25 protein-coding genes and 2 tRNA genes are annotated in these 22,464 nt (G+C 47.7%); 19 read left to right on the forward strand and 8 right to left on the reverse strand.

What is annotated here, in order from left to right:
- Nucleotides 1–20: 20 nt before the first annotated feature.
- Nucleotides 21–989, forward strand: a complete 969-nt coding sequence (gene manA, locus AC2JF6_RS03865) for a mannose-6-phosphate isomerase, class I (RefSeq protein ID WP_500729461.1) — start codon at nucleotides 21–23, stop codon at nucleotides 987–989.
- Nucleotides 990–1,012: 23 nt separating this feature from the next.
- A complete protein-coding gene (locus tag AC2JF6_RS03870; RefSeq protein WP_500729462.1) occupies nucleotides 1,013–1,408 on the forward strand; it encodes an SdpI family protein in 396 nt (131 codons plus the stop codon).
- Between the two features lie 83 nt (nucleotides 1,409–1,491).
- Here AC2JF6_RS03870 and AC2JF6_RS03875 read toward each other — a convergent pair whose 3' ends face one another.
- Together AC2JF6_RS03875 and AC2JF6_RS03880 are read right to left on the reverse strand one after the other, a co-directional pair.
- On the reverse strand, nucleotides 1,492–2,358 hold the full coding sequence (locus tag AC2JF6_RS03875; protein ID WP_500729463.1) for an SPFH domain-containing protein: 867 nt from the start codon (nucleotides 2,356–2,358) through the stop codon (nucleotides 1,492–1,494).
- Between the two features lie 46 nt (nucleotides 2,359–2,404).
- Entirely contained in the window at nucleotides 2,405–4,597 is a 2,193-nt protein-coding gene (locus AC2JF6_RS03880) for an LTA synthase family protein (RefSeq protein WP_500729464.1), read from the reverse strand.
- Nucleotides 4,598–4,739: 142 nt separating this feature from the next.
- Between AC2JF6_RS03880 and AC2JF6_RS03885 the strand changes: the two genes are divergently transcribed.
- The 4 genes from AC2JF6_RS03885 (at nucleotide 4,740) to AC2JF6_RS03900 (ending at nucleotide 8,774) form a co-directional block, all read left to right on the forward strand.
- Nucleotides 4,740–5,354, forward strand: coding sequence for a VanZ family protein (locus AC2JF6_RS03885; protein ID WP_500729465.1), 615 nt, complete (start codon nucleotides 4,740–4,742; stop codon nucleotides 5,352–5,354).
- A gap of 90 nt (nucleotides 5,355–5,444) precedes the next feature.
- Nucleotides 5,445–6,788 carry a glucose-6-phosphate isomerase gene (locus tag AC2JF6_RS03890; RefSeq protein WP_500729466.1) on the forward strand — a complete coding sequence of 448 codons (1,344 nt, stop codon included), beginning with the start codon at nucleotides 5,445–5,447 and terminating at the stop codon, nucleotides 6,786–6,788.
- Between the two features lie 179 nt (nucleotides 6,789–6,967).
- Complete coding sequence (locus AC2JF6_RS03895) at nucleotides 6,968–8,365, forward strand: MFS transporter (protein WP_500729467.1); 1,398 nt, start codon at nucleotides 6,968–6,970, stop codon at nucleotides 8,363–8,365.
- Between the two features lie 229 nt (nucleotides 8,366–8,594).
- Nucleotides 8,595–8,774, forward strand: a complete 180-nt coding sequence (locus AC2JF6_RS03900; RefSeq protein ID WP_500729468.1) for a hypothetical protein — start codon at nucleotides 8,595–8,597, stop codon at nucleotides 8,772–8,774.
- 29 nt (nucleotides 8,775–8,803) lie between these two features.
- On the opposite strand, the gene AC2JF6_RS03905 is transcribed toward AC2JF6_RS03900, so the two are convergent.
- The 3 genes from AC2JF6_RS03905 to AC2JF6_RS03915 form a co-directional block, all read right to left on the reverse strand.
- Nucleotides 8,804–9,814 carry a serine hydrolase domain-containing protein gene (locus AC2JF6_RS03905; protein ID WP_500729469.1) on the reverse strand — a complete coding sequence of 337 codons (1,011 nt, stop codon included), beginning with the start codon at nucleotides 9,812–9,814 and terminating at the stop codon, nucleotides 8,804–8,806.
- A gap of 162 nt (nucleotides 9,815–9,976) precedes the next feature.
- Entirely contained in the window at nucleotides 9,977–10,432 is a 456-nt protein-coding gene (locus tag AC2JF6_RS03910; RefSeq protein WP_500729471.1) for a DUF3021 domain-containing protein, read from the reverse strand.
- Nucleotides 10,429–10,872, reverse strand: coding sequence for a LytTR family DNA-binding domain-containing protein (locus tag AC2JF6_RS03915; RefSeq protein WP_500729472.1), 444 nt, complete (start codon nucleotides 10,870–10,872; stop codon nucleotides 10,429–10,431). The genes AC2JF6_RS03910 and AC2JF6_RS03915 overlap by 4 nt, the downstream gene beginning before the upstream one ends.
- Nucleotides 10,873–11,144: 272 nt before the next feature.
- Here AC2JF6_RS03915 and AC2JF6_RS03920 point away from each other — a divergent pair.
- The 6 genes from AC2JF6_RS03920 to AC2JF6_RS03945 all read left to right on the forward strand — a co-directional run bounded on the left by AC2JF6_RS03920 (nucleotide 11,145) and on the right by AC2JF6_RS03945 (nucleotide 13,533).
- A tRNA-Glu gene (locus AC2JF6_RS03920) sits at nucleotides 11,145–11,216 on the forward strand.
- Nucleotides 11,217–11,226: 10 nt separating this feature from the next.
- Nucleotides 11,227–11,298 (forward strand) — tRNA-Gln (locus AC2JF6_RS03925).
- Nucleotides 11,299–11,865: 567 nt separating this feature from the next.
- Nucleotides 11,866–12,162 (forward strand): type II toxin-antitoxin system HicB family antitoxin, encoded by a 297-nt coding sequence (locus AC2JF6_RS03930; RefSeq protein WP_500729474.1) that lies wholly within the window; start codon nucleotides 11,866–11,868, stop codon nucleotides 12,160–12,162.
- A 5-nt stretch (nucleotides 12,163–12,167) separates the two neighbouring features.
- Nucleotides 12,168–12,365, forward strand: a complete 198-nt coding sequence (locus AC2JF6_RS03935; protein ID WP_500729475.1) for a hypothetical protein — start codon at nucleotides 12,168–12,170, stop codon at nucleotides 12,363–12,365.
- Between the two features lie 162 nt (nucleotides 12,366–12,527).
- Nucleotides 12,528–13,148, forward strand: coding sequence for a TetR/AcrR family transcriptional regulator (locus AC2JF6_RS03940; RefSeq protein WP_500729476.1), 621 nt, complete (start codon nucleotides 12,528–12,530; stop codon nucleotides 13,146–13,148).
- Between the two features lie 40 nt (nucleotides 13,149–13,188).
- Nucleotides 13,189–13,533: a DUF2568 domain-containing protein gene (locus AC2JF6_RS03945; RefSeq protein WP_500729477.1), complete on the forward strand. Its 345-nt coding sequence runs from the start codon at nucleotides 13,189–13,191 to the stop codon at nucleotides 13,531–13,533.
- A 182-nt stretch (nucleotides 13,534–13,715) separates the two neighbouring features.
- Here the strand turns inward: AC2JF6_RS03945 and AC2JF6_RS03950 are convergent, their stop codons facing one another.
- Together AC2JF6_RS03950 and AC2JF6_RS03955 are read right to left on the reverse strand one after the other, a co-directional pair.
- Nucleotides 13,716–14,153, reverse strand: a complete 438-nt coding sequence (locus AC2JF6_RS03950; RefSeq protein WP_500729520.1) for a ClbS/DfsB family four-helix bundle protein — start codon at nucleotides 14,151–14,153, stop codon at nucleotides 13,716–13,718.
- A 72-nt stretch (nucleotides 14,154–14,225) separates the two neighbouring features.
- On the reverse strand, nucleotides 14,226–14,522 hold the full coding sequence (locus tag AC2JF6_RS03955; protein ID WP_500729478.1) for a bacteriocin immunity family protein: 297 nt from the start codon (nucleotides 14,520–14,522) through the stop codon (nucleotides 14,226–14,228).
- A 251-nt stretch (nucleotides 14,523–14,773) separates the two neighbouring features.
- On the opposite strand from AC2JF6_RS03955, the gene AC2JF6_RS03960 reads away from it, so the two are divergent.
- From AC2JF6_RS03960 to AC2JF6_RS03970, 3 genes are read left to right on the forward strand one after another with little or no spacing between them, the layout of a single operon-like run.
- Complete coding sequence (locus tag AC2JF6_RS03960; protein ID WP_500729479.1) at nucleotides 14,774–15,754, forward strand: ABC transporter ATP-binding protein; 981 nt, start codon at nucleotides 14,774–14,776, stop codon at nucleotides 15,752–15,754.
- A gap of 2 nt (nucleotides 15,755–15,756) precedes the next feature.
- Nucleotides 15,757–16,551 (forward strand): ABC transporter permease, encoded by a 795-nt coding sequence (locus AC2JF6_RS03965; protein ID WP_500729480.1) that lies wholly within the window; start codon nucleotides 15,757–15,759, stop codon nucleotides 16,549–16,551.
- An 8-nt stretch (nucleotides 16,552–16,559) separates the two neighbouring features.
- Nucleotides 16,560–17,339: an ABC transporter permease gene (locus AC2JF6_RS03970; protein ID WP_500729481.1), complete on the forward strand. Its 780-nt coding sequence runs from the start codon at nucleotides 16,560–16,562 to the stop codon at nucleotides 17,337–17,339.
- A 68-nt stretch (nucleotides 17,340–17,407) separates the two neighbouring features.
- Here the strand turns inward: AC2JF6_RS03970 and AC2JF6_RS03975 are convergent, their stop codons facing one another.
- A complete protein-coding gene (locus AC2JF6_RS03975) occupies nucleotides 17,408–18,760 on the reverse strand; it encodes a MurT ligase domain-containing protein (RefSeq protein ID WP_500729482.1) in 1,353 nt (450 codons plus the stop codon).
- A gap of 146 nt (nucleotides 18,761–18,906) precedes the next feature.
- Here AC2JF6_RS03975 and AC2JF6_RS03980 point away from each other — a divergent pair, with 146 nt between their 5' ends.
- The 4 genes from AC2JF6_RS03980 to AC2JF6_RS03995 are packed head-to-tail and all read left to right on the forward strand — an operon-like array spanning nucleotide 18,907 to nucleotide 22,457.
- Nucleotides 18,907–19,506 carry a thymidine kinase gene (locus AC2JF6_RS03980; protein WP_500729483.1) on the forward strand — a complete coding sequence of 200 codons (600 nt, stop codon included), beginning with the start codon at nucleotides 18,907–18,909 and terminating at the stop codon, nucleotides 19,504–19,506.
- 17 nt (nucleotides 19,507–19,523) lie between these two features.
- A complete protein-coding gene (prfA, locus tag AC2JF6_RS03985; protein ID WP_500729484.1) occupies nucleotides 19,524–20,612 on the forward strand; it encodes a peptide chain release factor 1 in 1,089 nt (362 codons plus the stop codon).
- Nucleotides 20,605–21,453: a peptide chain release factor N(5)-glutamine methyltransferase gene (gene prmC, locus AC2JF6_RS03990; RefSeq protein WP_500729485.1), complete on the forward strand. Its 849-nt coding sequence runs from the start codon at nucleotides 20,605–20,607 to the stop codon at nucleotides 21,451–21,453. Before prfA ends, prmC begins: the two co-directional genes overlap by 8 nt.
- Complete coding sequence (locus AC2JF6_RS03995) at nucleotides 21,453–22,457, forward strand: L-threonylcarbamoyladenylate synthase (protein WP_500729486.1); 1,005 nt, start codon at nucleotides 21,453–21,455, stop codon at nucleotides 22,455–22,457. Before prmC ends, AC2JF6_RS03995 begins: the two co-directional genes overlap by 1 nt.
- Nucleotides 22,458–22,464 lie beyond the last annotated feature (7 nt).

Below are 22,464 nucleotides of genomic sequence, written 5' to 3' on the forward strand. Positions count from 1 at the left end.
AATGTGAGGTGAGATACAATATGGAACCAATTTTTTTGACACCCTACTTTAGAAACAAGATCTGGGGTGGACGCAAGTTAAAGACGATTTTTGACTATGATATTCCCGATGGCAAGGTGGGCGAGGCCTGGGTCATCTCGGGCTACAAGGACGATGCGTCAACCGTTAAGGCGGGGGCCTGGAAGGGGAAGAGCCTGCGGGAGGTTTACCAGGAGCACCCGGAATTATTTGGCAATCCCAAGAGCAAGGAATTCCCGCTTCTGGTCAAGTTTCTCGATGCCAACGACAACCTGTCCGTCCAGGTTCATCCGGATGATGACTACGCCCGCAGTGTTGAAAACGATAGCGGTAAGACCGAAAGCTGGTACGTCTTGCAGGCGGATCCGGGTTCTTACCTGGTTTACGGCCACACGGCCAAGACGCGGTCTGAACTTGCGGATATGATTCACAGCGGCGACTGGGACAATCTTCTGCGCAAGGTTCCGGTCAAGGCAGGCGACTTTTTCTATGTTCCTTCGGGCACGATTCACGCACTGACCAAGGGAATCCTCGTGATTGAAACCCAACAGTCGAGCGATGTTACCTACCGTTTGTACGACTACGACCGCATCGACCAGAAGACGGGTAAGACGCGCGAACTGCACACGCAAAAGTCGATTGACGTAACGACGGTGCCCCACGTTGACCCTAAGATTGCCATTCAGTCAAGAAGAGAGCAGGATGCAAGCATCAAGACCCTGGTCAAGCCGCCACTGTCACCGCACTTTTACCTGTGGCAGGTTGACCTAGACGGAACGTGGAAGACGGGGCTAAAAGAGCACCCGTACCTGCTAGTCACGGTCATTGCCGGTTCAGGGCAGCTCGTTGCGGGTTCGCAAACGTATGAATTATCCCTAGGAAGCAATTTGATTGTTCCAAATATGATGAAGAATTTTGCGTTCACTGGTAAAATGAAAATAATAATTTCTGCACCGGGAAATGAGGACTAGTTCCCAGGAGAAAGGAAGGACGCATGATTTATATTGCTTGTGGTTCGGTTATTGCGGTTGTTGGGCTATTGTGGGTAATTTCGCCGGCTAAGAAGCCCAATCCCTTTTACGGCTACTATTCGTACCTGGCCCGGGTCAACCACGCCAGCTTTCGCTTTGCACAAAAAAGGGGCAGTTTATACTTTATTCTGTTCGGCGTGCTTCAGCTTGTGATAGGGGTTATGGTTCACCTGCTAGACTGGGACCGGTACTTCTTGCTCTGGCTTCTGACGTTTTACCTCTTCATTATTTTTCCCATTATGACAACCGAAAAAAGTTTGAAGAAGTTTCTGCTGGACCGCCACGAATTGCCGGTCGATTACGTTGATCCCGACCAGGTAAAGCATGAAAAGACCAGGGGATTCAGAGACCATAAGTAGCCATAAGCAAGAATAAGGCCAATGACGCGTAAATAAAAAGCACTTCACTAGTGAAGTGCTTTTTTGTGTACCGTTATTATAGGCTAGTCTGTTTCTTCTGTGGCCTTATGCCAGACCTTGGAAGCAGCCGGAAGCGTTCCTAAGCTGGTCATTTCATCCTTGCCGATAACAATCAAGTTATTGGGGCCTGCCGCCAGCTTGTTGAAGCTGTCCAGGCTTTGGTTTTTGAAGTAGCCTTCGCCAGCCTGGGAGAGGGAGTTTTGCAATTGGTTAATACGGTATGCCTCGGCATCCGCCTCTGTTTTTACCGCCGCGGCTTTGGCCTTAGCAGTAGCAATAAGTGCATCGTTCTTGGCCTTGGTCGTCAATTCAATGTTTTTGGCTTCACCTTCAGCTTTTTCAATGGCCGCAATTTTTTCCCGGTCGGCAGTTAGCTGCTTGTCCATTGCCCGTTGAATCTCGACGCTCGGCAACAGTTCATCGATGTTGACCCGGACCACACGGATACCGTAGAGGTCAGTTAGATCTCCGATGGCTTCGGCAAGCTGGGTATTAATACTGCTGGTTGAACCCAATGCGTCGTTCAAGTCCATGCGACCGATAATGTCGCGTAAGTGGCCACGAATCAGCTCGACCATGGACTTAACGGAATCAGTATTGTTGTAGAAGTACTTGTAGGAGTCCGTCACCAGGTAATTTAGCGTCAGGCTCGTGGTGATCTCGGCGTTATCCTTGGTAATGATTGAGTACTTGGAAATCTCGGCCGGAAACATCGCTAGAGAAACGCGGCGCATTTTCTGGACCACCGGGATAACCAAGACCAGACCAGCCTTCACGGTCCGGGAGTATTTACCCAGTGTTTCAATCAGGCCCTCATTGTTTTGCGGTACGACGCGGCAGCAAGACAAAAATATTAGGATAGCGAGAACAAAAATAATCAGATAAAGCATCAAAAACAACCTCCAGTGCAAATTATTATTTTAATAAAGTTATTTGCTAATTATAGGACGTTTTTTTATTTTTGCCAGCTTTATTTTTCTTTTCGCTTAAATGATTTTTGGCGACAGATTCCGGTATGGCGGTTATTTCATCGCGGCGCCCCTTCAATTCGGGCGCGTCGGTTCTGTAAAGTGCGGTCGTGGACTTGCGGTACCTATTGATCAGTGCGCTTGACCTGCCTTTGAGCGTGCTGCGCAGGTCTTCCATTTGCTGGAAGTTGGTCAGGTAGTCAAACTGATCCGGATCAACCGGCTTAAAGCCAGTTGGCGTATAGAAGCGCAGGAGGTTGTGGTTGTTGAGCAAGTCAGAATACTTGAGCTGCTTTTTCCCCTCCCGGGCTAGCTGGGCGATTTCCACCTTTTCGCGCTTAGTATAGTTAACAATCTCCTTGCCACTTTGCCGGTCGTAGACGATGCCTTTTCTGCCCTTGCCACCAATAATAACGTATTTCTGGCTGACGATTGTGCCGTTGCGAAATACGACCCAGGGCTGATAGCGCGGCGACAACAGATCGGTGCCAAACTGAATGTAGTTGTGGTTGTCAATGCCCAGAAGGTGCAACAGGGTGGGCAGGACATCAATTTCTCCGGCCACGTCCTGCCTGATTCCGCCTTTTAGCTTGGGCGAATATATCATGAACGGGACCCGCTGCATCTGGGCGTTGTTGAAGTTGTTCCAGGTATCTGAACTTTCGCCAACAACTGGTGCCAGGATTTCATTTTCAGAATTGGTCAATCCGTAGTGGTCGCCATAGATGACCACCATCGTGTCGTTGATCAGGCCAGATTTTTTTAGGTAGGAAAAGAACTCGCGGACGGCCTGGTCGAGGTAGTGGGCCGTTTCAAAGTAATTGTTGATGGACTTGTCAGGGGTGGTCGTTGTCTTAAAGCTGGGATCAAGGTCCTCATCGTCCATGTCGAAGGGCGTGTGATTGGTCACCGTAATGAATTTTGCATAAAACGGCTGCTGCATCCGTTCCAGATACTTGATGCTTTCAGCGAATAGCAGCTTATCCTTGATGCCGTACCCAATGCGGTCGTTCTTACTGGCGCTGAAGTAGTTCTGATCAAAAAAGTAATTGTAGCCCATGTTCTTGTAAACTTCGTCGCGGTTCCAGAATGAGGCAACGTTGCCGTGAAAAACGGCAGAGGTGTAGTGGCCCTTTTCCCTTAGGATCTGGGGCGCCGCCTGGAAGGTGTTGGAACTGCCCAGCGCGGTAAAAAGGGAACCGTCCGAGATGCCATAGGTACTTGTTTCCAGCATGTTTTCGGCATCGCTGGTACGGCCAATCCCCACCTGGTGGTAGAAGTTGGCAAAGCTCAGGGTGTGGCGATCGTGGTAAAGCGAGTTGAGGAAGGGCGTGACTTCCTTGCCGTTGACTTTTAGGTTGATAATGAATTGCTGGAAGCTTTCCAGGTGAATCACAATCACGTTTTTGCCCTTGGCGACGCTGAAGTATCTGGCGTTTTTAGGCAGCTTGTTTTTCTTAGTGTAGGCTAGGATCTTATTGAGGTCAGCCGTGTTGGCATTGCGATTTACTTGTTCGGTCTGTTCATTTTTAATGCCATCGTAGACCGTGTAGGCATCGATGCCGAGGTACTTGACGATATAGGAGCGATCGAAGGTGGTACCGAGCAGACGGGGACGGGATGTTTCGGCGAGAAAGACGTTTAGCACTAAAACAAGCATGCCAAAAGAAATGACCGCAAACGGGGTGAGCAAGCCGTACGCCTTCGGATCAATCGTGATCTTGCGGGCAATAAGCAGGGCAATAACAATGATTAGATCCAACCAGATAATCATGTCGGTTGGCTGGAGCATGGCTACGGCACTTTTGCCTAATCCCGGTGCGACCTTGCTGGTGTTGGCGATGGTCTTAACCGTAATGAAATCGGCAAACTGGCGGTAATACAGGACGTTGGCGAAGAGCAAGCCGGTGTTGACAAAGTCCATGAAGAGCATCACGCAGTAGGACACGATGGGCTTCGGAAAATAAAAGCCGATGCCAAAAAGAAGCAGGGCACTTCCAATGGGGCTGATCCACATAATCAGGTGCTGGTAGGGGTCTGAGAGCCCCAGGTTAAAGTCGTGGTAGGCAACAAAAACATACTTCAATGTAAATAACAAAACTAGAAGACAAAGAAAGCCTGTGCGGGTCTGAATGAACTTGGTCAGATTCTTTTTATTCAAAGTGAACGCTCCTTAGTCTTTTATTTTAAAAGTTTAAGGTGGCTTAGACAATCTTTTTGGTATTGTTAGTCATTTTTTAAGAATTAAGCGGGCAACATTGAGTATAATTTAGGTAAATACTATTTTAGGAATTGAATAAGACATGATTTTTTTAGGACCGCTTTATAATTTGCTCGCGCAGCTTTATGCAACCAGGATAAACCACTTTGCACTTATCAAGCTCGTAATGCTGGCGCTCGACAAAACAATTTTTTACTTCTTGGTTTTCATGGTGCTGCGCCTCTTTTGGCTGCTGGCGATTAGACGGCGCCGAACGGTTAAGTCCGAGGCCATGGTTTGGCTGTTTGCCTTCTACCTGCTTCTGCTGCTCATGCTGACGACCTTCCGCAGCGCATACTTTCCGTGGGCCCTCAATTTCAACTGGCACCGGCCCCTGAGTGATATCAACCTGGTTTTCTTAAAGGAAACCTGGAAAATGATTTACGCCCAGAGCAGGCTTGACTTTATTTACAACTCGTTTGGCAATGTTCTCTGTTTCATACCGTTTGGCTTCTTGGCACCGTTTGTTTTCTCTAAGAAGCAAAACTTTTTCCGCATCATCCTGGCAGGTGCCGTCTTTTCGGCTTTCATTGAGGGGATGCAATTTTTGCTGGAGACCGGGATCAGCGATATTGATGATGTTTTCTTCAATGTTTGCGGCGCAGCTTTAGGCTACCTGCTTTTTTGGGCGTGCCAGCGGGTTCGGGGTAGGTTATAATACAGTGAACGGGCACTGGTATTTGTGCCGTAAGATTGCTAAAATGGTCTTGTGAAATAAATATTTAATTCTGTAAAGGGAGCGTATTATATGAGTTTAATTAAGTTTGACAGCACGAAGTTGACGCCGTTTGTTCACGATAATGAACTAGGCGAAATGCAGGCCATGGTTGATGCTGCAAACAAAGAATTGCGGGACGGAAGCGGCGCTGGGAGCGACTTTCTGGGCTGGATTGACTTGCCGGTTGATTATGATCAGGATGAATTTGCCCGTATCAAGAAGGCCGCCAAGAAGATCCAGAGTGACTCTGAGGTTTTGGTGTGCATCGGTATTGGGGGCTCATACCTCGGTGCCCAGGCGGCCATTGAGTTCTTGAACGGGGCCTTTTATGGCAAGGGCACAGAAAAGTACCCCACCGTTGTTTTCTGTGGCAACTCGCTTTCTGGTTCATACCTGCATGACCTGGTTGAATGGCTGGGTGACAAGGACTTCAGCGTCAATGTTATTTCCAAGTCGGGGACGACGACCGAACCGGCCGTTGCCTTCAGAATTTTCAAGGAAAAGCTGATCCAAAAATATGGTGCAGAAGAAGCGCAAAAACGCATTTTTGCGACTACCGACCGGGCCAAGGGGGCACTGAAGACCGAGGCCGACGCCGAGGGTTACGAGGAGTTCGTTGTGCCTGACGATATTGGTGGCCGCTATAGCGTCTTATCCGCCGTTGGCCTTCTGCCAATCGCTGCAGCTGGTGCAGACATCGATCAGTTGATGAAGGGTGCAGCCGATGCCCGGAGCGACTACCGTGACACCGACTTAAAGAAGGCAACGCCATACCAGTATGCAGCTCTGCGCAATATTCTTTACCGCAAGGGCTACACGACCGAAATTGTCGAAAACTACGAACCAACTTTAAGGATGTTTAGTGAGTGGTGCAAGCAGCTGATGGGTGAGTCGGAAGGCAAGGACAACAAGGGTATTTGGCCAGCCAGCGCCAACTTTACCACAGACCTGCATTCCCTCGGCCAATACATCCAAGAGGGCATGCGCAACCTGTTTGAGACCGTGATCAGAGTCGAAAATCCTGCACATGACGTCGAAATTCCGGCCGATGACCGCAATCTGGACCAGCTGAACTTTTTGGCCGGTAAGAGCCTGAATTACGTCAACGAGCGGGCGTATGAAGGTGTTGTCTTGGCCCACACGGACGGCGGCGTGCCCGTTATGACGGTCAACATTCCCGACCAAACGGAACATACGTTGGGTTACCTCATCTACTTCTTTGAACTGGCAATTGCCATTTCGGGTTACCTGAATGGGATCAACCCGTTCAACCAGCCTGGTGTTGAGGAGTACAAGCGGAATATGTTCGGCCTGCTTAACAAGCCGGGCTATGAAGAATTGCACGATGACCTGACGAGCAGGTTTGGCAAGTAGGCAATGTATTATAGGCCATGCTGCTTTCGAAGAGTGTATCTGCTTGAATTTTGGTTCGATAATCTTAGAATATTAGAAAAATATAGCACGCTATCGTGATAAAATGTGCATGATAGTTATACAATTAAAAGGGTAAAAGTTAATTAAACTTTTTGCTCTTTTTTTATCAAGGTGATTTTATGAGAAATAAAAGTGTTAATACAAAATATATCTTAGCAATCATTAGCTGTGCGTTGATGGCCTTCGTGTCAATCCTAACCGAGACTAGTTTGAACGTTACTTTCCCCGTTCTGATGAAGCAGTTTCACATTGGGCTAGGATTGGTCCAGTGGACAACTACAGGATATCTTTTGATGATTGCGATTATCATGGTTTCAAGCTCATACCTCAATGAGCGCTGGTCAGCGCGACAACTATTTTTGACCGCTGCGCTTTCGTTCATTGTTGGTTCCGTTGTCGCCGGCTTGGCGGTAAATTTTTGGGCTTTGCTTGCTGGTCGTCTAATTTCTTCAATCGGTGCAGGTCTGTCGATTCCATTAATGTTTAACCTGGTAGTCGAATTAATGCCGCAGGAAAAATGGGGCTTTTACATGGGCCTGACCGGACTCGTTATTATTCTTGCACCTTCGCTTGGACCAACGTTTGGCGGAATGGTGGTTTATTACTTTAGCTGGCCGCTAATCTTTTTTAGCGTGGGACTATTGGCCCTAATAATTCTAATTATGGGTTTCTTGACGATTGAACAGTACCATGAAAAAACGCACCCGCAATTTGACTGGGTAAGTTACGGCGTGCTTGCAGCCGCAATGGTGATTTTTAATCTCGGGTTTAACCGCGTCAGCAATGGGTTAAATGACTGGGGCTTTTGGATTAGCATGATAATGGTAGCAATACTAGTGACGGTCTTCATTAGATTAGGGCGTTCTAGCCAAAAAAAGCTAATTAACCTCAAAGTCTTTAAAAATAAACCGTTCATTTTTGCCATGATCTCGTATTTGCTACTGCAGTTTATTAACATTGGTACCAGCTTTGTGGTACCTAACTACGTTCAGATTGTTAATCATGCTAGTTCCCTTGCTGGCGGATTAGTATTGCTGCCGGGATGTGTTTTGAGTGGGGTTTTAAATCCTTGGTTTGGTCACATCTATGATAAAAAGGGTGCAAAATTGCCGTTGCTGACCGGAACAATTTTCTGTTTAACAGCATGCATACTGTTTGCTATTTTTAGCTTGCACATCCCTACTGTAATAGTTGGGTTTGTATACGGCATCATGATTATTGGCCGCCAACTGGCCTTCAACAACACGATGGCTGAGGCCTCTAAGCTCCAACCCGTGGAATTGCACACGGATGCAACCGCCATTTTTCAGACGGGTCAGCAGTATGCAGGTTCTATGGGCACAACCGTAACGGCTGCAATTATTTCAGCCTGGCAAAAGCACCCCGGCAATTATGTGTTGCATACTGCACAGGGTACAAGAGTAGCATATCTTTTTTTGAGTATCATCAGTGTGGTGATCTTGGTCAGTTACCTGAATTTATTTAGACTTGAAAAAAAGGCACGGAATAGTGAGTAGAGGTGTCAATAAATTACATAACACGCAATTTGCTTGCAATTCTTTCTTGCCTTCAAAAAAGTTTGCAAAAAATTTAGCAATGCTTACGAATGTAAACATTTTGCCATGACGGTTTTTATAATAATTATCTTTAATGCAATGCATCCTGCCTGATTAAATAACCAAAAAAGTACCCCATTTTGCCCCTAAAAACGGTATAATTTGGGTAATTGAAGGGAGTTTTACTACAATGATGTGTGACAACTTGTTTTTTAAGATTTTATGGGTAATTGTTTATGGCATAACCGCTTATTACACCTTTACCGGCAACATGATGATGGGAATGTACTGGATGGCAGGCGGCATGCTTGCTCAAGCTGTGGTCGACCTGGTTTACCACTTCATGCCCGGACATCATAAGAAATGCTAAAAAGAGCAGCTTCACGTGAAGCTGCTTTTTTAATGGTCGTTTTCAGCCAGGAAACTCTGGATTATTTTTTCACGGACAGTCAGAAAGATTTGGTTGTGGCCGGTCGGGTGAATGCGGTTGGTTAGGAGAATTAGGCCGGACTTCTTGACACGGTCAAAGAGAAGCAAGACGCCCGTGTAGCCGGTATGAAGAATAAGCGGGTAGTGGAACTCGGGGTCAAAGCGCAGATCCCAACCCCAGGACCGGGGCTTAACGCCGGCCGGATTTTTGTTGTCAAAGAGCCTGGTGACGACATCCTGACCGTAGGGCAGGATATGCTGGTTGAGGCCCAGATAGCCCCGCGCAATCTTAATCAGGTCTTCCATAGTTGAAAAAAGCCCCGCTGAACCGCAATCGCTGCCCAGCTGGCGCGCCTTCGGGTCGTGGGGGATGCCCTGGAGCACCCCGCCTGAGTTTGCCGTTGTGGGAACGCAGCGCGCTTTTTCAGGTGTGAAGGTCGTATCTTGGAGGCCCATCGGCGTGATGATCTCGGTTAAGCCGACGTCCTGAACGGGGCGGCCGTAGATGGCCTTGACCACCAGCCCCAGCAGGATAAAGTTGGTGTCGGCGTAGCGCATCCGGTGCTCGAATTCGTTTGTCACGGGCAGGTGAATGATGGCGTCAAGCAGCTCGTCGTGGTTCAGCTGGTCACGGTGGTCAATCCAGCCGCGGATGCCGGATGTGTGCGTGAGCAGGTGGAAGAGGCGCACGCGCTCGTCCTTAAAGTCGGGAATAAAATCGTGGACCGGTTCGGTAAAGTTGATCTTGCCCTCACCGTAAAGCTTGAGCAAAATGTTCTCAGTGATGAGCACCTTGGTCAAGCTGGCCAGGTCGTATTCGGCGAAGGGACTGAGCTGCGTGACCTCCGGGTAGCTGCTGGCGAAGCCGACGGTCGACGTGAAGACCTGCTCGCCCTTGATGAAAGTATAGTTGACGCCCGGAACGATGCGCTCGGAGACCATGGCCTCAATTAAATTTTGGGTATTTGAATAAGCAATCATGAATTTTTCCTTGGTAAAAAACTGTCTAGCTATATTATATCCGAATGGGACGTGCTTTGGCCCTTGAAGTGATTTTGCCGGCAAAAAAAAGCCCTGCTAGTCGTTTGCCCTGCGGGGCTGAAAATGGGCTTGAAATTTAGTTTTTAGGGAAAGCTGATGGGCTTACTTGCGTATCTTCTTGTTCATCTGCGCAACCGTTTTGCGGGCAAGAATCATGGAAACAGTCCAAGTAATTAAGTAAATAAAACAGTAGGTGATGGTAAAATCCGGGAGGAATTTAAGGCTTAAAGGCATCCAGCCCGCAATTATGGCTAACAGTGTATACGAGATGTAAGTAATGAAGAAGTGGGTAACGGTTTGCCTGGTAATGCTCCACCTTTCCTGGACAAAGCACACGCTGCTGCCGCCATAAAGCATGCCAATCAGCGCCCACAGGAACATGGAGGCAAGAAACGCTTGGACGGGGGTGGCAAACTGGCGGATGAACTGCTCGGTGGAGGGTTGAACGTGCTCTGAATGGCTGGCCAGACTATAAATAATTGCAATTGCCAATCCGATTGTGACACCGATTGGTGCACTCATAAGGGAACGGGTGATAATGTCCTTAAAATTTTTCATGATAAGTATTCCTTTCTGATTTCTTGCATGTAACGGCGCGAGGTGTAGGTCGTCTTGCCGCTTTGGAGGATGACCTGGTAGATGCCGTTGCGCGTCAGTGCAAATTCCTGAATGCAGCTGAAGTTGACGATTTCAGAACTAAAAATCTGCACGAACAGGTGGCTGGGCAATAGTTTTTTGAGCTCGTAGAGCCGCTTCTTGAGCCGGTAGGCGCCGTTTTTCGTCTCACAGACAACCTCTTTGCCTTGGGTATGAATTGAGACAATTTCATAATAAGCGATAATTTTCTTGCGCCCCTCGCGGTAACCGATTATGGTCTGCTTGTTTAAGAAGTAGTCCAGATTGTCCCGCAGGTTGGTGCTGCTCTCATCAATCTCCGGCGTGTTGACGGTGACGAAAAGCTCCTTGAGGCGGGCAAGCGCTTTTTGGTTTACTAGCATAAGCATAACTTCCTTTCTTTGAAACTAAGATAGCAGAGCGACCTTAGTTTGCCAATAAAATTTGGATAACTGGTCGTTTTGCGGTCCTAAATGGCAAAAGGCAATTTTTTTGCTAAGCAAGAGAAATTTACCGTTGCATTAAAAATGCAGGTTATGCTATAATAATTTTTGCTTAACCGGTTAGCGGAAAGCACACAGTAAAAATTAAAAAACCAGGGGAAAAAGCACTTGACATTATCTGCTCTTTCCGGCATAATAATTACTGTTGATTTTGCCCGTTGGTCAAATGGTTAAGACGCCACCCTCTCAAGGTGGAGTTACGAGTTCAATTCTCGTACGGGTGATTTTTAACACTGGGATATAGCCAAATGGTAAGGCACAGGTTTCTGGTTCCTGCATGTTTCGGTTCGAGCCCGGATATCCCAATTTTTGTGATTTGTCTTAGTTTCAACTAGCTTCAAGTGTTGATACTAAGGCATTTTTGTTTTCTGTGATTTTCTGAAACTAACTGAAATTAGCCCAATAGTTTACAACATTCGGTTACAACATTTTCGCAAGGATGAATCTATTCTCTTAAATAACCGTGCACTTATTATATAATTGTCTGAGCAAGCTCATATTTGCAATACTAGCTCGCTTAAACAGGCCTAGCTTGCCTTTGCGTTTTAGTTACAAGTGTTTATGGCATAAATAATTAAAATGTCGAGAGGACGAAGTATGACGCATCTGGTGGGGCATAACTTGGAAGCTGATGAAGTTTTATAAATTCTTAGAGCTACGGTCGATTATCCTAAGATATTCGGATTTCGGATGTAGTTAGTGCGGTGCCAGCATAGACTAAAATTAACCACTATAGCAGTCTAAGTGTTAACTATTACATTTAAATAAAACCTACAAGAGGGTGTTTTCATTCAAGAAAGCAGACAGAAAATTTCTAGGGAAGTGAGGCACAGATTAGCCTTTATTTCTTATATTCCCAAAGGAGGTTGAAGCATGAAAAAAGTTGTCGCGTATCCGGTTATTCTGCACCCTGAGGAAAGAGGCTATACCGTCGAAATTCCCGATATTGAAGGTGGTTGGACTCAGGGCGAAGACATGAAAGGCGCCTTGCTAATGGCTAAGGATTTAATTAGCCTGGCTCTTGAAGATCAAACAGAGTACCCATCAGCGTCTGATCTGGATTCCATTAAAAGCGGTAAAAATGATATTAAAACGGTTGTCAGTGTTGACATGGAAAAGTATCAGCACAAAATTCAAAAAGCCGAAACAAATGATAGCAAAAGGAGGTAATTAACATGTTAATAGATCCTAAGGGACTTAGGTATTGGCGTGACACAGATGATGAAACTTTCATCGACCCTAAAGCACCGCAATGGGCCAAAGATGAATTTAAAGAATATATGAAAAAATTGGAGCAGTATGGCAGACCTGATAAAGAGGGCAGAGCAACTTATTTTAAAGCAGCACGACCGGCTGCTTTTTTGTTTTGCTAGGGACATGGCTAAAAATTATAAGGGCACAAAAAGGCAAAAGATTGACTGCTTTATTGCTTTGCTTAGAGCACAGCGTAAAAATTTGGCACTACCGAATAAAGAATTGTTTTTATTAATAAAAAGCAGTACACTTATAACCACCGGTTAGTAACCGGTGGTTATATGAACGAAGGTGAAAATATGTCAACCGCAAAAGAAAAAATTATTGATGCCGCAAGAAAGCTGTTTTCGGAAAAAGGGGTAAAAGACACGTCCATACGCGATATCGCAAAAGAAGCTGGATACTCTCACACCATGATTTACTCTTATTTTGATAGCAAACAAGAACTATTTGCTTTGATAGCGATAGAACCGCTAAATATTCTTTATGATCAGTTTAGGGCAATTTACGACTTAGACGTAACGTATAAAGAAAAGTTAAGCTTGCTTTGCAACGAGTACATCCGCTTCGGGATTGAGCACCGCAGCATTTATCCGCTGATAAGCGTGTATGAGGGCGAAAGAATCGATCAAAACAAATTTAGCAATGAAGTAAACACCGTAAGAATGAAAAGCCTCAATATTTTAGAAGAAGTATTAGACCGAGTTTCGGAAAAAGGCCTTGCAAAAGAGGTTAAGACGAATTTGGACAGGGGAATTTTTTACCTCTTACACGGGGCTATCTCGACCTATGTTACGTCCTCTGAACCAAATGAGTCACTGATACCGCGGGTTCAAAAAATTGTTGATGATATTATTGATTACACGATTTTACGAGGAAGCGAAGTTAACGGCAGGGCTTAGTTCAACTGAGTTTAATTTTTAAATTAACAAGAGGAAAATTATGTCGCAATTTTTGATAGCAGTAAATACAATATTGAGGTTTTTGATCGAAGTATTTACAGTAATATTATTTGTTTCAATTGGATTTATGAAATTTAAATTTCCGGTGAATCTATTAGTTGGGCTGGTTTTGCCGGCCATAATTGCCGTCGTGTGGTCGATTTTCGTTGCGCCCATGTCCACTAGGAGGGCATCCGTAACCGTGCGCATACTGATTGAGCTCATTATCTTTGCAGCGGCAACCTTAATGATTGCGAATAGAGTATCGCCTAGGCCTGCAATTGTTTACGGGGTGATTGTTCTTGTAAATACCATTTTTACACACATGTATATTCCGGAAATATAAGATGACCTGAATTCTGGCTTTGCCGGTGTGCGGCATAAGCGTTATGACAATTAAAATGTCTTAGTTCCAATTAGTTGGAGCTAAGACATTTTTTGCTTTTTCAAATAAAGGGTCCGTTAAATTGGCCATGAGAAAAACCGCGGAATTGTCTTAACTCCGGGGCTTGTATTTTTCTAATCAGCTTACTTTAGAGATTTTTTGTTCTTACGCAGTTTCTTCAGCGCCCAATCGCAGTGACTTGAAGTAGCAGAGATGCAGTATGATCCGAGCGTATTGTTGCCTGTCCACTGGAAAACGTTCATCGTTGGTAAACGTGTCAAGCAGCGGCATAACTTGCTCATGACTTTTAGCCAGCAGGCCTTCAATTTCTTTAAGGCTAGTTGATTGGCGTTTTCCCATAGTTTATTGCTCATCTCACGGTAATTGCGCAAATTTATAGCCTTGTGGTAGAAAACTTTGCGCGCTTGGTTATTGTTAATCCGACTTAGCAGTAAATTCTGCCATTCGTATAAATGCACCAAAACGTCACGCACGTTACGATTGCGCAGCCAATGTGTCGCCTTTAATGAACTAGTATTTAAAGCGAAATTAGCACTACGGGTTTCTTCCGATAATTTTATTTATCGTCAACTTACAACAAGGGCTTTTGCAACAGATAATAACCTTGTGCCAATAAAGGGCAGAAACTGCAATCAATTATGTCCACCGAAAATAAACATCAGGCCGGCGCCAAAGCCGCGGTTTGCGAACTTGGGGTCGAGCATCTCGCGATAAATTTTCTTGCCGTTGGCCGATAGCTGCTGCCTGATTGCCAGCGGGTTCAGGCCAAACTTAAGGTCGCTCGCAATCCTGGGCAGGTACACCTTCTTTTCCAGCTGCTGTTTGGCATAAGCAAAAATTTCCCTTTCGGCGGGCGTGATTTGATCACCCTGCAGCATTTTCGTCAGTTCTTGCAGGAGGATGTCTTCCTTCTTTTCTCTTTTTCTCATTGCAATCACCTAATTTAATTTTAAATAGCTACATTATAAATGGTTTTTAATAAAAAGCAAGCGGAATTATTATTTTTTGCTAATATTGGTGCGAGCAACAATATCGCATAAGTAAAAGCTATTTTGGCTGTCTGATGGTTGACTCAAGACAAAAATTAAGCTTTAATGAAATATACTATAAAAAGTTGATTAAATATGCGCTTTAAAACTAATCTGGTTGGTTTGAAGCCAAAGAGGTAACGGGTGATAAGGTGAATAGGAAAGTGATTGAAGCCCACCAGCTCACGAAGGAGTACAAGGTGGTTGACCGTAAAAGCACGTTGGGCTCGGCGATCAAAACGCTTTTTAGCCCTAAGACGGTGACGGTCAGGGCGGTTGACCGGTTGAACGTCACCATTGATGAGGGTGAAGCCGTTGGTTTCATCGGTCAGAATGGTGCCGGCAAAACGACGACGATCAAGATGCTCACGGGCACGCTGTTTCCGACGTCGGGCTACAGTCGGGTCACTGGTTTTGATCCGGTTAAAAGGCAGAAGGACTTCAAGCGGTCAATTTCCGTTGTGATGGGGAACCGCTCGCAGTTGTTTAGCGACCTGACGCCCCGCGACTACCTGGACTTCCTGCAGGCGGTTTATGACCGGGATGCAGCTGAATTCACCGCGACGGTTGACCAGGTTGCATGGGTGCTCAAAGTTGAGGACAAGCTGGACCTGCAGACTCGCAAGCTTTCCTTGGGGGAACGGATGAAGATCGAGTTCCTGGCTGCGGTATCCATCAGGCCCAAAGTGCTTTTCCTGGATGAACCGACGATTGGCTTAGACGTTCTTGCCAAGCGGGACATCCGGCAATTCTTGACAAGGCTGAACAAGGAATCCGGCCTCACGATATTTTTGACCTCCCATGACATGGAGGACATCGCGGCCATCTGTGACCGACTGATAATTGTTAACCGGGGCAAGCTTATCTGGGACGGCCAGACGGCGGACCTGATCGAAAAATTTCAGCAGAACAAGTACATTACCTTTAATAAGACGGCCGACTTTCGAGCGTCTCGTTTGGGTGCCACCGTTGTCAGCCAGGACGAAGTCAGGGTCACCATCAAGGTTCCGGCCAATCGGGTTGACCAAAAGCTAGGCGAGCTGACCGAACTTAAGCAGGGGACGGACTACCGCATTCAGGACCTCAAGCTTGATGACATCATCTACGAGTTGTTTTCAGGAAGGCAGCGGTAGCCATGCGTGCTTATTTTGCAATTATGAAGACGGCGCTGAAATCGATTGTCAATAATAAAAGCAGCGTGGTCATCCTGCTGCTGCAGTCGCTCGTGCCAATTGTCGTGATGGGCTACCTGTGGTCAAGCATCCTGGCACCCGGGCAAACAATTGGTGGGTTGACGCGAAACCAAATGATTGTTTACTACTGCGGCGTCAACTTCATCAACTTTTTCGTGTGGTATGCGATCGACTGGGACCTGAACAACGACATCCACTCGGGTGAATTATCCAATATTTTGCACCGACCGGTTTCAATTCAGACGTATTACTTCTGCCGCATGCTGGGCGACCGTGTAGCCAATTTCCTCCTGCTGGCACCGCTGCTCTTAATCGACCTAGGCTGCCTGCTAACGCACAACGCCATGGACATTTCCCTTGCAGCGGTCGCTAAGTTCGTGGTCAACATAATTTTGACGGCAGTTTTATGGTTTCTTTTTTCCTATCTTGTGGGCAGCCTGGCGTACTGGTTCGAAAACCTCTTTTTCGTCTTGCTGGTCAAGGAAGTGGTCGTTTCGCTGCTTGCTGGCTATTATTTTCCCTTGTCAATCTTGCCGGCGGCTTGGCGCAGGGTGCTAGGGTGGCTGCCGTTTCAATATTTTGGCGATTTTCCGGTTACTTCGCTAATCAAAGGCAGCACAACCGCCTTTTGGCTGCAGAACATCCTGCTTGAACTGGTTTGGCTGGTTATTTTCTATTTATTGGTGCTGGTGGTTAACCGCCGTGGGCTGCGCCGGTATTCGGATGTGCAGGGGTGAAGTTTAGCATGAAGCAAAATTTGTTGATGATTAAGTCACTGGTTAAGGTCTCATTTCTAAAGACGATGTCATACCGCCTGGACGTCCTGTTTGGACTGCTCTCGTCAGCCATCTGGCTGGGCGTGCCGATTATTTTTTTCAAGGTGCTCTACCTAAACGTCGACCAAATCGCGGGCTGGACGTTCAGGGCAACGCTGTTATTGGTTGGCGTTTATACCCTAATTGACGGCATCATGATGGCCTTCCTGGTCAGCTCGATGCCCAGCTTGGAACAAGATATTCGCGAGGGGACGCTTGACAACATTCTGCTTAAGCCGATTAACCCGCAGCTTTATTATTTTTTTCATTCGATTGATTTTACCCAGTTTTTAAATGCGCTGCTGGGCCTAGCTGTGATTATTTATGCTTCACGGGGGTACAGTTTTTCGCTTGCGCAAATTGGCCTCTTTGTTATTTCGTGCCTGGCTGGCGGCACCCTGTACTACTCACTCTGGTTTTTATGGACCATCTCGGCCTTTTGGTTTCCGACTAACTTTGGCCGCTCCGACCTCTTCCTCAGCATGGTTCAGATTGGCCGCTACCCCGCCAGCATTTTCCGGGGTGCCGGCAGCATCCTGTTTAATTTTTTGCTGCCCTTTGGGATGGTGGCAACACCGGCAAGCGTCGTTCTACTAGAGCACAACACGAGCGTTCTGCTGGTGCAGCTCCTGGTGGCGGCTGTTTTCGTGCTGCTGGACGTTGTCTTCTGGAAGTTGGGCGTTAGGAAGTACGATGGTGCAGGTCGCTAGCGCGCATAATTTAAAATTGAGTGCAAAAAACGCACAAGTCATTTTGACAACTTGTGCGTTTTTGGTTTCTACATTCCTGCTTGAATAATGTTCTTTTCGGCCATTGCCTTGCGCAAAGCGAGCATGGCGGTGTAGGTCGATAAAATATAGACCTTCCTCGTGGGCAGCTCTGCCACCTGGGCAATAACCTGGTCGTAGTCGCTGCATGAAGACATTTGCCCCGGATCAAAGCCCGCAACTTCCAGCCGAAAGCCCATGTCGTGTTTACGTTCGCCGCCGACCACAACCTTCTTGATTTGATCATGGTTCAACGCTTCGAATTGCCCGTCCCAGATCCAGGACGTATCGATGCCGTCCGCGTGGTTGGCGTTGAGCAAGGTAACGAGAGAATAGTCCTCCCGCTCAGTGCCCAGCATGTGCAAGACTTCGTCTAAGCCGACCGGGTTTTTAACCAAAATCAAGTTGATTTCTTTTCCGCCATAGTTAATCAATTCCTGCCGGCCAAAGACGCGCTTGTTCTTGGCGAATGCACGGGCAACCTCATCATCGCTCAAGCCGAAGTGGCGGGCAACTGCATAAGCGGTCAGCGCGTTATAGATGTTGTAGGTGCCGCCAATGTTGATGCGGTAGGTTCTGGAGCCCATTTGAAATTCCAGCTGATTGGGCGTCTCACGGATAATCTGGTTGACGGAATATGACAAGTGGGGGCGCTGGTAGCCACAGTTGGGACAGAAAAAATCGCCCAGGTTGGCATAGATTCGCTCGTGGTAGTGCAAGATATGATTGCAGCGCGGGCAGAGCACGCCGTCCGTGTTGACGGGTGCCACGCCGTCGTTTTCGGGGCGGTCGTCTGGCAAGGTGAAGCCGTAAAAAAGCTTGGGGTTAGGCAAGTTGATTGAGGAAAAGATGCTGGCGTCGCCGTTGGCAATAACGGTTGCCTTAGGTGCAAGCTTGATGCCGTCGACAATCTTTTCGTACGTGGTGTAGATCTCGCCGTAGCGGTCCATCTGGTCGCGGAAGATGTTGGTCAAGACAAAGCAGCTGGGGTGGAGCAGCTGGGTGACCATCTTCACGTTGGCCTCATCAACTTCTAAAACAGCGATATGCCGCTTGGCCGTGCCGTTTTTATGCGCCAAAAAGGCCGTGACAATGCCCTGCTGCATGTTGGAACCGGATGGGTTGGTCAGCACGTCGCCGTACTTTTCGCGCAGTGCTTCGACAATCAGGGCCGTGGTCATGGTCTTGCCGTTGGTTCCCGTAACGATCACGGTTTCGTAGTCGGCAGCCAGGAAAGACAAGATTTCCGGGTCAATTTTCATTGCCAGTTTGCCCGGAAAACTGGTCCCGCCCTTGAGGACGTTATGAAGGAAGCGGTAGCTTGCTTTTCCGGCAAAATTGGCGATTCTAGATTTTAGGTTCATATTTTTCCCTCGCTTTAAAATCACTAACAACTATAGCATAGCCGGCAAACGAAAACGAGTTTTTGATGACGATTTAACTGCACAGATTTTGATTTTCATCTATACTAGATAAGTTAGGTGAATTTATTTAAAATAAAGGAGCAAAAATGGCACAGTTATTTTTTCATTATGGTGCGATGAATAGCGGCAAAACCATTGAAATTTTAAAGGTAGCGCATAACTACGAGGCCCAGGGCCGCAAGTTTGCCCTCATGACGAGCAGCGTTGACGACCGCAGCGGCGTCGGCACCGTTGCTTCCCGGATTGGCCTGCAGCGCAAGGCCGTGCCGATTGAGCAAGATATGGACATTTTCGCTTACATCAAGGAGCTCAACGCCCAGGACCAGGCGCGCGGCGCGGGCCCGATTGCATGCGTATTAATCGATGAGGCCCAATTTTTGGCGCGGCACCACGTCATTGAGTGCGCTAAAATTGTTGATGAGCTGAAAATTCCGGTGATGGCGTTCGGTCTCAAGAATGATTTTCAGAACAACTTGTTTGAGGGCAGCAAGAACTTGCTGATTTTTGCCGATAAAATATATGAAATCAAAACAATCTGCCATTATTGCGGGCGCAAGGCCACGATGAACCTGCGGGTTCATAACGGCAAGCCCGTATATGAAGGTGAACAGGTTCAAATTGGCGGCAACGAGAGTTATTACCCGGTCTGCCGTTTTCATTATTTTCACCCGAACCAAGCACGATAGAAGGGAACAAAAACAAAATGGATAAAATTATGGCACAACTTGAGGGTCTAGTGGCTCACTACGATGAACTGCAGGAAATGATGGCTGACCCGGAAGTTATTAATGACACCAAGCGCTACATGGAGATTTCCAAGGAGGAAGCGGACCTGCGCGAGGTGGTCGAAAAGTACCGTAAGTACAAGGCCGATAAAAGGGAAATTGCGGATAACAAGGAAATGATGGCGGGCGAAGATGATACTGATCTCGTCAACATGGCAAAAGAGGAAAATAATGAACTAGAGCACGAGATTGTGGACCTGGAAGATGAGATCAAGATTCTGATGTTGCCCAAGGATCCCAACGATGACAAGGACATTATCATGGAAATCCGGGGTGCAGCGGGCGGCGACGAAGCTTCGCTGTTTGCCGGTGATCTGCTTAGAATGTACGAAAAATACGCTGAGCGGCAAAACTGGCAGGTGTCGGTGATTGACAGCGAACCGACTGAAGTCGGAGGCTACAAGCGGGTCGCCGTCATGATCACGGGCAGCAAGGTTTATTCCAAGCTGAAGTACGAAAACGGCGCGCACCGCGTGCAGCGCGTGCCGGTAACCGAGTCACAGGGACGCGTGCACACGTCAACCGCAACGGTGGCAGTAATGCCCGAGTACGAACAGGTTGACCTTGAACTCGATCCCAAGGATATTAGGGTCGACGTGTACCGGTCAAGCGGTGCCGGCGGGCAGCACATCAACAAGACGTCCAGTGCGGTGCGCATGACCCACCTACCGACTGGCATTGTGGTTGCCATGCAGGATCAGCGCAGCCAGCAGCAGAACCGGGAAAAGGCAATGCAAATCTTGACGTCGCGGGTCTACGATTATTATGAAAGCCAGAACCGGGACAAGTATGACGCAAAGCGCAAAAATGCGGTGGGGACTGGTGACCGCTCCGAGCGGATCAGGACTTATAACTACCCCCAGAACCGGGTAACTGATCACCGTATCGGCCTGACACTCAACAAGCTCGACCGCGTGATGAACGGGGAATTGGATGAGGTCATTGACGCGCTGATCGTATACTTCCAGACCAAACAGTTAGAGGAGTTGGCGGGACAAAATGACTAAGATTGCTAATTTAAGGGACTTAACTATTTGGGCAGCTGACTACGCACCGGCTGCGCGTCCCGAAGATATTGCTTTCCTGCTGTCCGAACGACTGCAGCTTACCCCGAGCGAGTTCCAGCTCAAACAAGATTTGAAGCTGTCACCAGAAGAGATCAAAACGGCGCAAAAAGATATCCGGCAGCTCGCTAAGGGGACTTCGCCGCAATACATTCTGGGCTACTCCTGGTTCTTGGGCTACAAAATCATGGTTCAGCGCGGCGTTTTGATCCCGCGTTTTGAAACCGAGGAACTGGTTGACTGGACACTCGCCCACCTCAAAACAGGCGACAAGGTGCTGGATCTTGGTACCGGGTCAGGCTGCATCACGGTGGCCTTGGCAAAAGAAGCCGCTAAGAGGGGAATTGGCAGCCTTGATTTGTATGCTTCGGATATCACCGATGCTGCCTTGAGGACCAGTGAAGAAAACTTTTTAACCTATAATATTGATGTGACCGTGCGCAAGGCCAACGTGCTGATCGGTCTTGAAAAATTTGACAAGATCGTTTCTAATCCACCGTATATTAAGGAAACGGAAAAAGAATTAATGGACCAAAATGTTTTGCAGAACGAACCTAAAGAAGCATTGTTTGGTGGTCAGGATGGTCTGGGTTTCTATCACAAGTTCGTCAAACAGGTGCACGAACACCTAAATCCTGGCGGCGAGTTCTTTTTAGAATATGGATTTAGCGAAAAAGAGCAGCTGCAGGAGCTGTTTGCAGCGCAGCTGCCCGACTTTACGGTTGAGTTTAGAAATGATTTAGCCGGCAAACCACGCATGGTAAGGGGGAAGTGGAATAAGTAATGGAAACAAGAATCTATACGCGTGAGCAAATAGGCGATGCAGTCAGGTTATTGGCCGCCGGTGAGCTGGTTGCGTTTCCCACCGAAACGGTATACGGGCTTGGTGCGCTGGCAACTAGCGAAGAGGCCGTCAAAAACGTATATGCGGCTAAGGGGCGACCGAGTGATAACCCGTTGATTGTGACCGTTGCTGATGAAGCGATGGCGGCACGGTATGCACAGGCAATTCCTGACCGTGCGCAAAAACTAATCAAGCATTTTTGGCCGGGTCCGTTGACTATTTTATTGTACGTGAAGACCGGGAGCCTGCCCCCAGCCGTCACGGGTGGACTGGACACCGTGGCCTTTCGCTGCCCTAAGGATAAGCTAACGCATGAGTTGATTGCCCGCCTCGGCTACCCGATTGTTGGTCCGTCAGCCAACACATCGACCAAGCCCAGCCCAACAACGGCCCAGCACGTCTACCATGACCTGAAGGGCAAGATTGCGGGAATAATCGATGGCGGTGAGGCCCAGGTTGGACTTGAATCGACGATCATCGATTTGTCAGTTGAAACGCCGGTCGTTTTACGGCCGGGTGCAATTACCCCCCAGCAGCTCAGCGAGGTTCTGGACGAAGAGGTCCTGCTCAACAGTGGCAAGGTGGCCGACAAGGATATCCCCAAGGCACCCGGAATGAAGTACAGGCACTACGCGCCCAGTAGCCCGGTGACTGTCGTCGATGATGCCCGCGACTTTGCCCAGATCGACTTCGATAACGAGACGGGCGTAGCTGCGCTGGGGACAGAATTGGCTGCACTGGACCTGCCCGATTGTAACAAGTTTGATTTAGGCAAAAGCCTCGCGGATGCGGATCATAACCTCTTTGCTGGGCTGCGCTACTTCGATGACAGACCGGACATTAAGCAAATTTTTGTCCAGGGCTTTCACGGCAGCGAGGAGACGCTGGCCTACATGAACCGCCTCAACAAGGCGGCAGCGGGGCACCATTTTACCGCAAAATAAAAAATTG

It is taken from the genome of Lactobacillus sp. XV13L (assembly GCF_059900875.1).

Coding starts and splice junctions, on each gene's coding strand:
- AC2JF6_RS03905 (WP_500729469.1), bottom strand. CDS start 9,814: ATGATTGCTTATTCAAATACCCAAAATTTAATTGAGGCCATGGTCTCC.
- AC2JF6_RS03890 (WP_500729466.1), top strand. CDS start 5,445: ATGAGTTTAATTAAGTTTGACAGCACGAAGTTGACGCCGTTTGTTCAC.
- AC2JF6_RS03870 (WP_500729462.1), top strand. CDS start 1,013: ATGATTTATATTGCTTGTGGTTCGGTTATTGCGGTTGTTGGGCTATTG.
- AC2JF6_RS03955 (WP_500729478.1), bottom strand. CDS start 14,522: ATGAGAAAAAGAGAAAAGAAGGAAGACATCCTCCTGCAAGAACTGACG.
- manA (WP_500729461.1), top strand. CDS start 21: ATGGAACCAATTTTTTTGACACCCTACTTTAGAAACAAGATCTGGGGT.
- AC2JF6_RS03915 (WP_500729472.1), bottom strand. CDS start 10,872: ATGCTAGTAAACCAAAAAGCGCTTGCCCGCCTCAAGGAGCTTTTCGTC.
- AC2JF6_RS03975 (WP_500729482.1), bottom strand. CDS start 18,760: ATGAACCTAAAATCTAGAATCGCCAATTTTGCCGGAAAAGCAAGCTAC.
- AC2JF6_RS03980 (WP_500729483.1), top strand. CDS start 18,907: ATGGCACAGTTATTTTTTCATTATGGTGCGATGAATAGCGGCAAAACC.
- prfA (WP_500729484.1), top strand. CDS start 19,524: ATGGATAAAATTATGGCACAACTTGAGGGTCTAGTGGCTCACTACGAT.
- AC2JF6_RS03885 (WP_500729465.1), top strand. CDS start 4,740: ATGATTTTTTTAGGACCGCTTTATAATTTGCTCGCGCAGCTTTATGCA.
- AC2JF6_RS03940 (WP_500729476.1), top strand. CDS start 12,528: ATGAACGAAGGTGAAAATATGTCAACCGCAAAAGAAAAAATTATTGAT.
- AC2JF6_RS03930 (WP_500729474.1), top strand. CDS start 11,866: ATGAAAAAAGTTGTCGCGTATCCGGTTATTCTGCACCCTGAGGAAAGA.
- AC2JF6_RS03945 (WP_500729477.1), top strand. CDS start 13,189: ATGTCGCAATTTTTGATAGCAGTAAATACAATATTGAGGTTTTTGATC.
- AC2JF6_RS03965 (WP_500729480.1), top strand. CDS start 15,757: ATGCGTGCTTATTTTGCAATTATGAAGACGGCGCTGAAATCGATTGTC.
- AC2JF6_RS03970 (WP_500729481.1), top strand. CDS start 16,560: ATGAAGCAAAATTTGTTGATGATTAAGTCACTGGTTAAGGTCTCATTT.
- AC2JF6_RS03935 (WP_500729475.1), top strand. CDS start 12,168: ATGTTAATAGATCCTAAGGGACTTAGGTATTGGCGTGACACAGATGAT.
- AC2JF6_RS03875 (WP_500729463.1), bottom strand. CDS start 2,358: ATGCTTTATCTGATTATTTTTGTTCTCGCTATCCTAATATTTTTGTCT.
- AC2JF6_RS03895 (WP_500729467.1), top strand. CDS start 6,968: ATGAGAAATAAAAGTGTTAATACAAAATATATCTTAGCAATCATTAGC.
- AC2JF6_RS03900 (WP_500729468.1), top strand. CDS start 8,595: ATGATGTGTGACAACTTGTTTTTTAAGATTTTATGGGTAATTGTTTAT.
- prmC (WP_500729485.1), top strand. CDS start 20,605: ATGACTAAGATTGCTAATTTAAGGGACTTAACTATTTGGGCAGCTGAC.
- AC2JF6_RS03910 (WP_500729471.1), bottom strand. CDS start 10,432: ATGAAAAATTTTAAGGACATTATCACCCGTTCCCTTATGAGTGCACCA.
- AC2JF6_RS03995 (WP_500729486.1), top strand. CDS start 21,453: ATGGAAACAAGAATCTATACGCGTGAGCAAATAGGCGATGCAGTCAGG.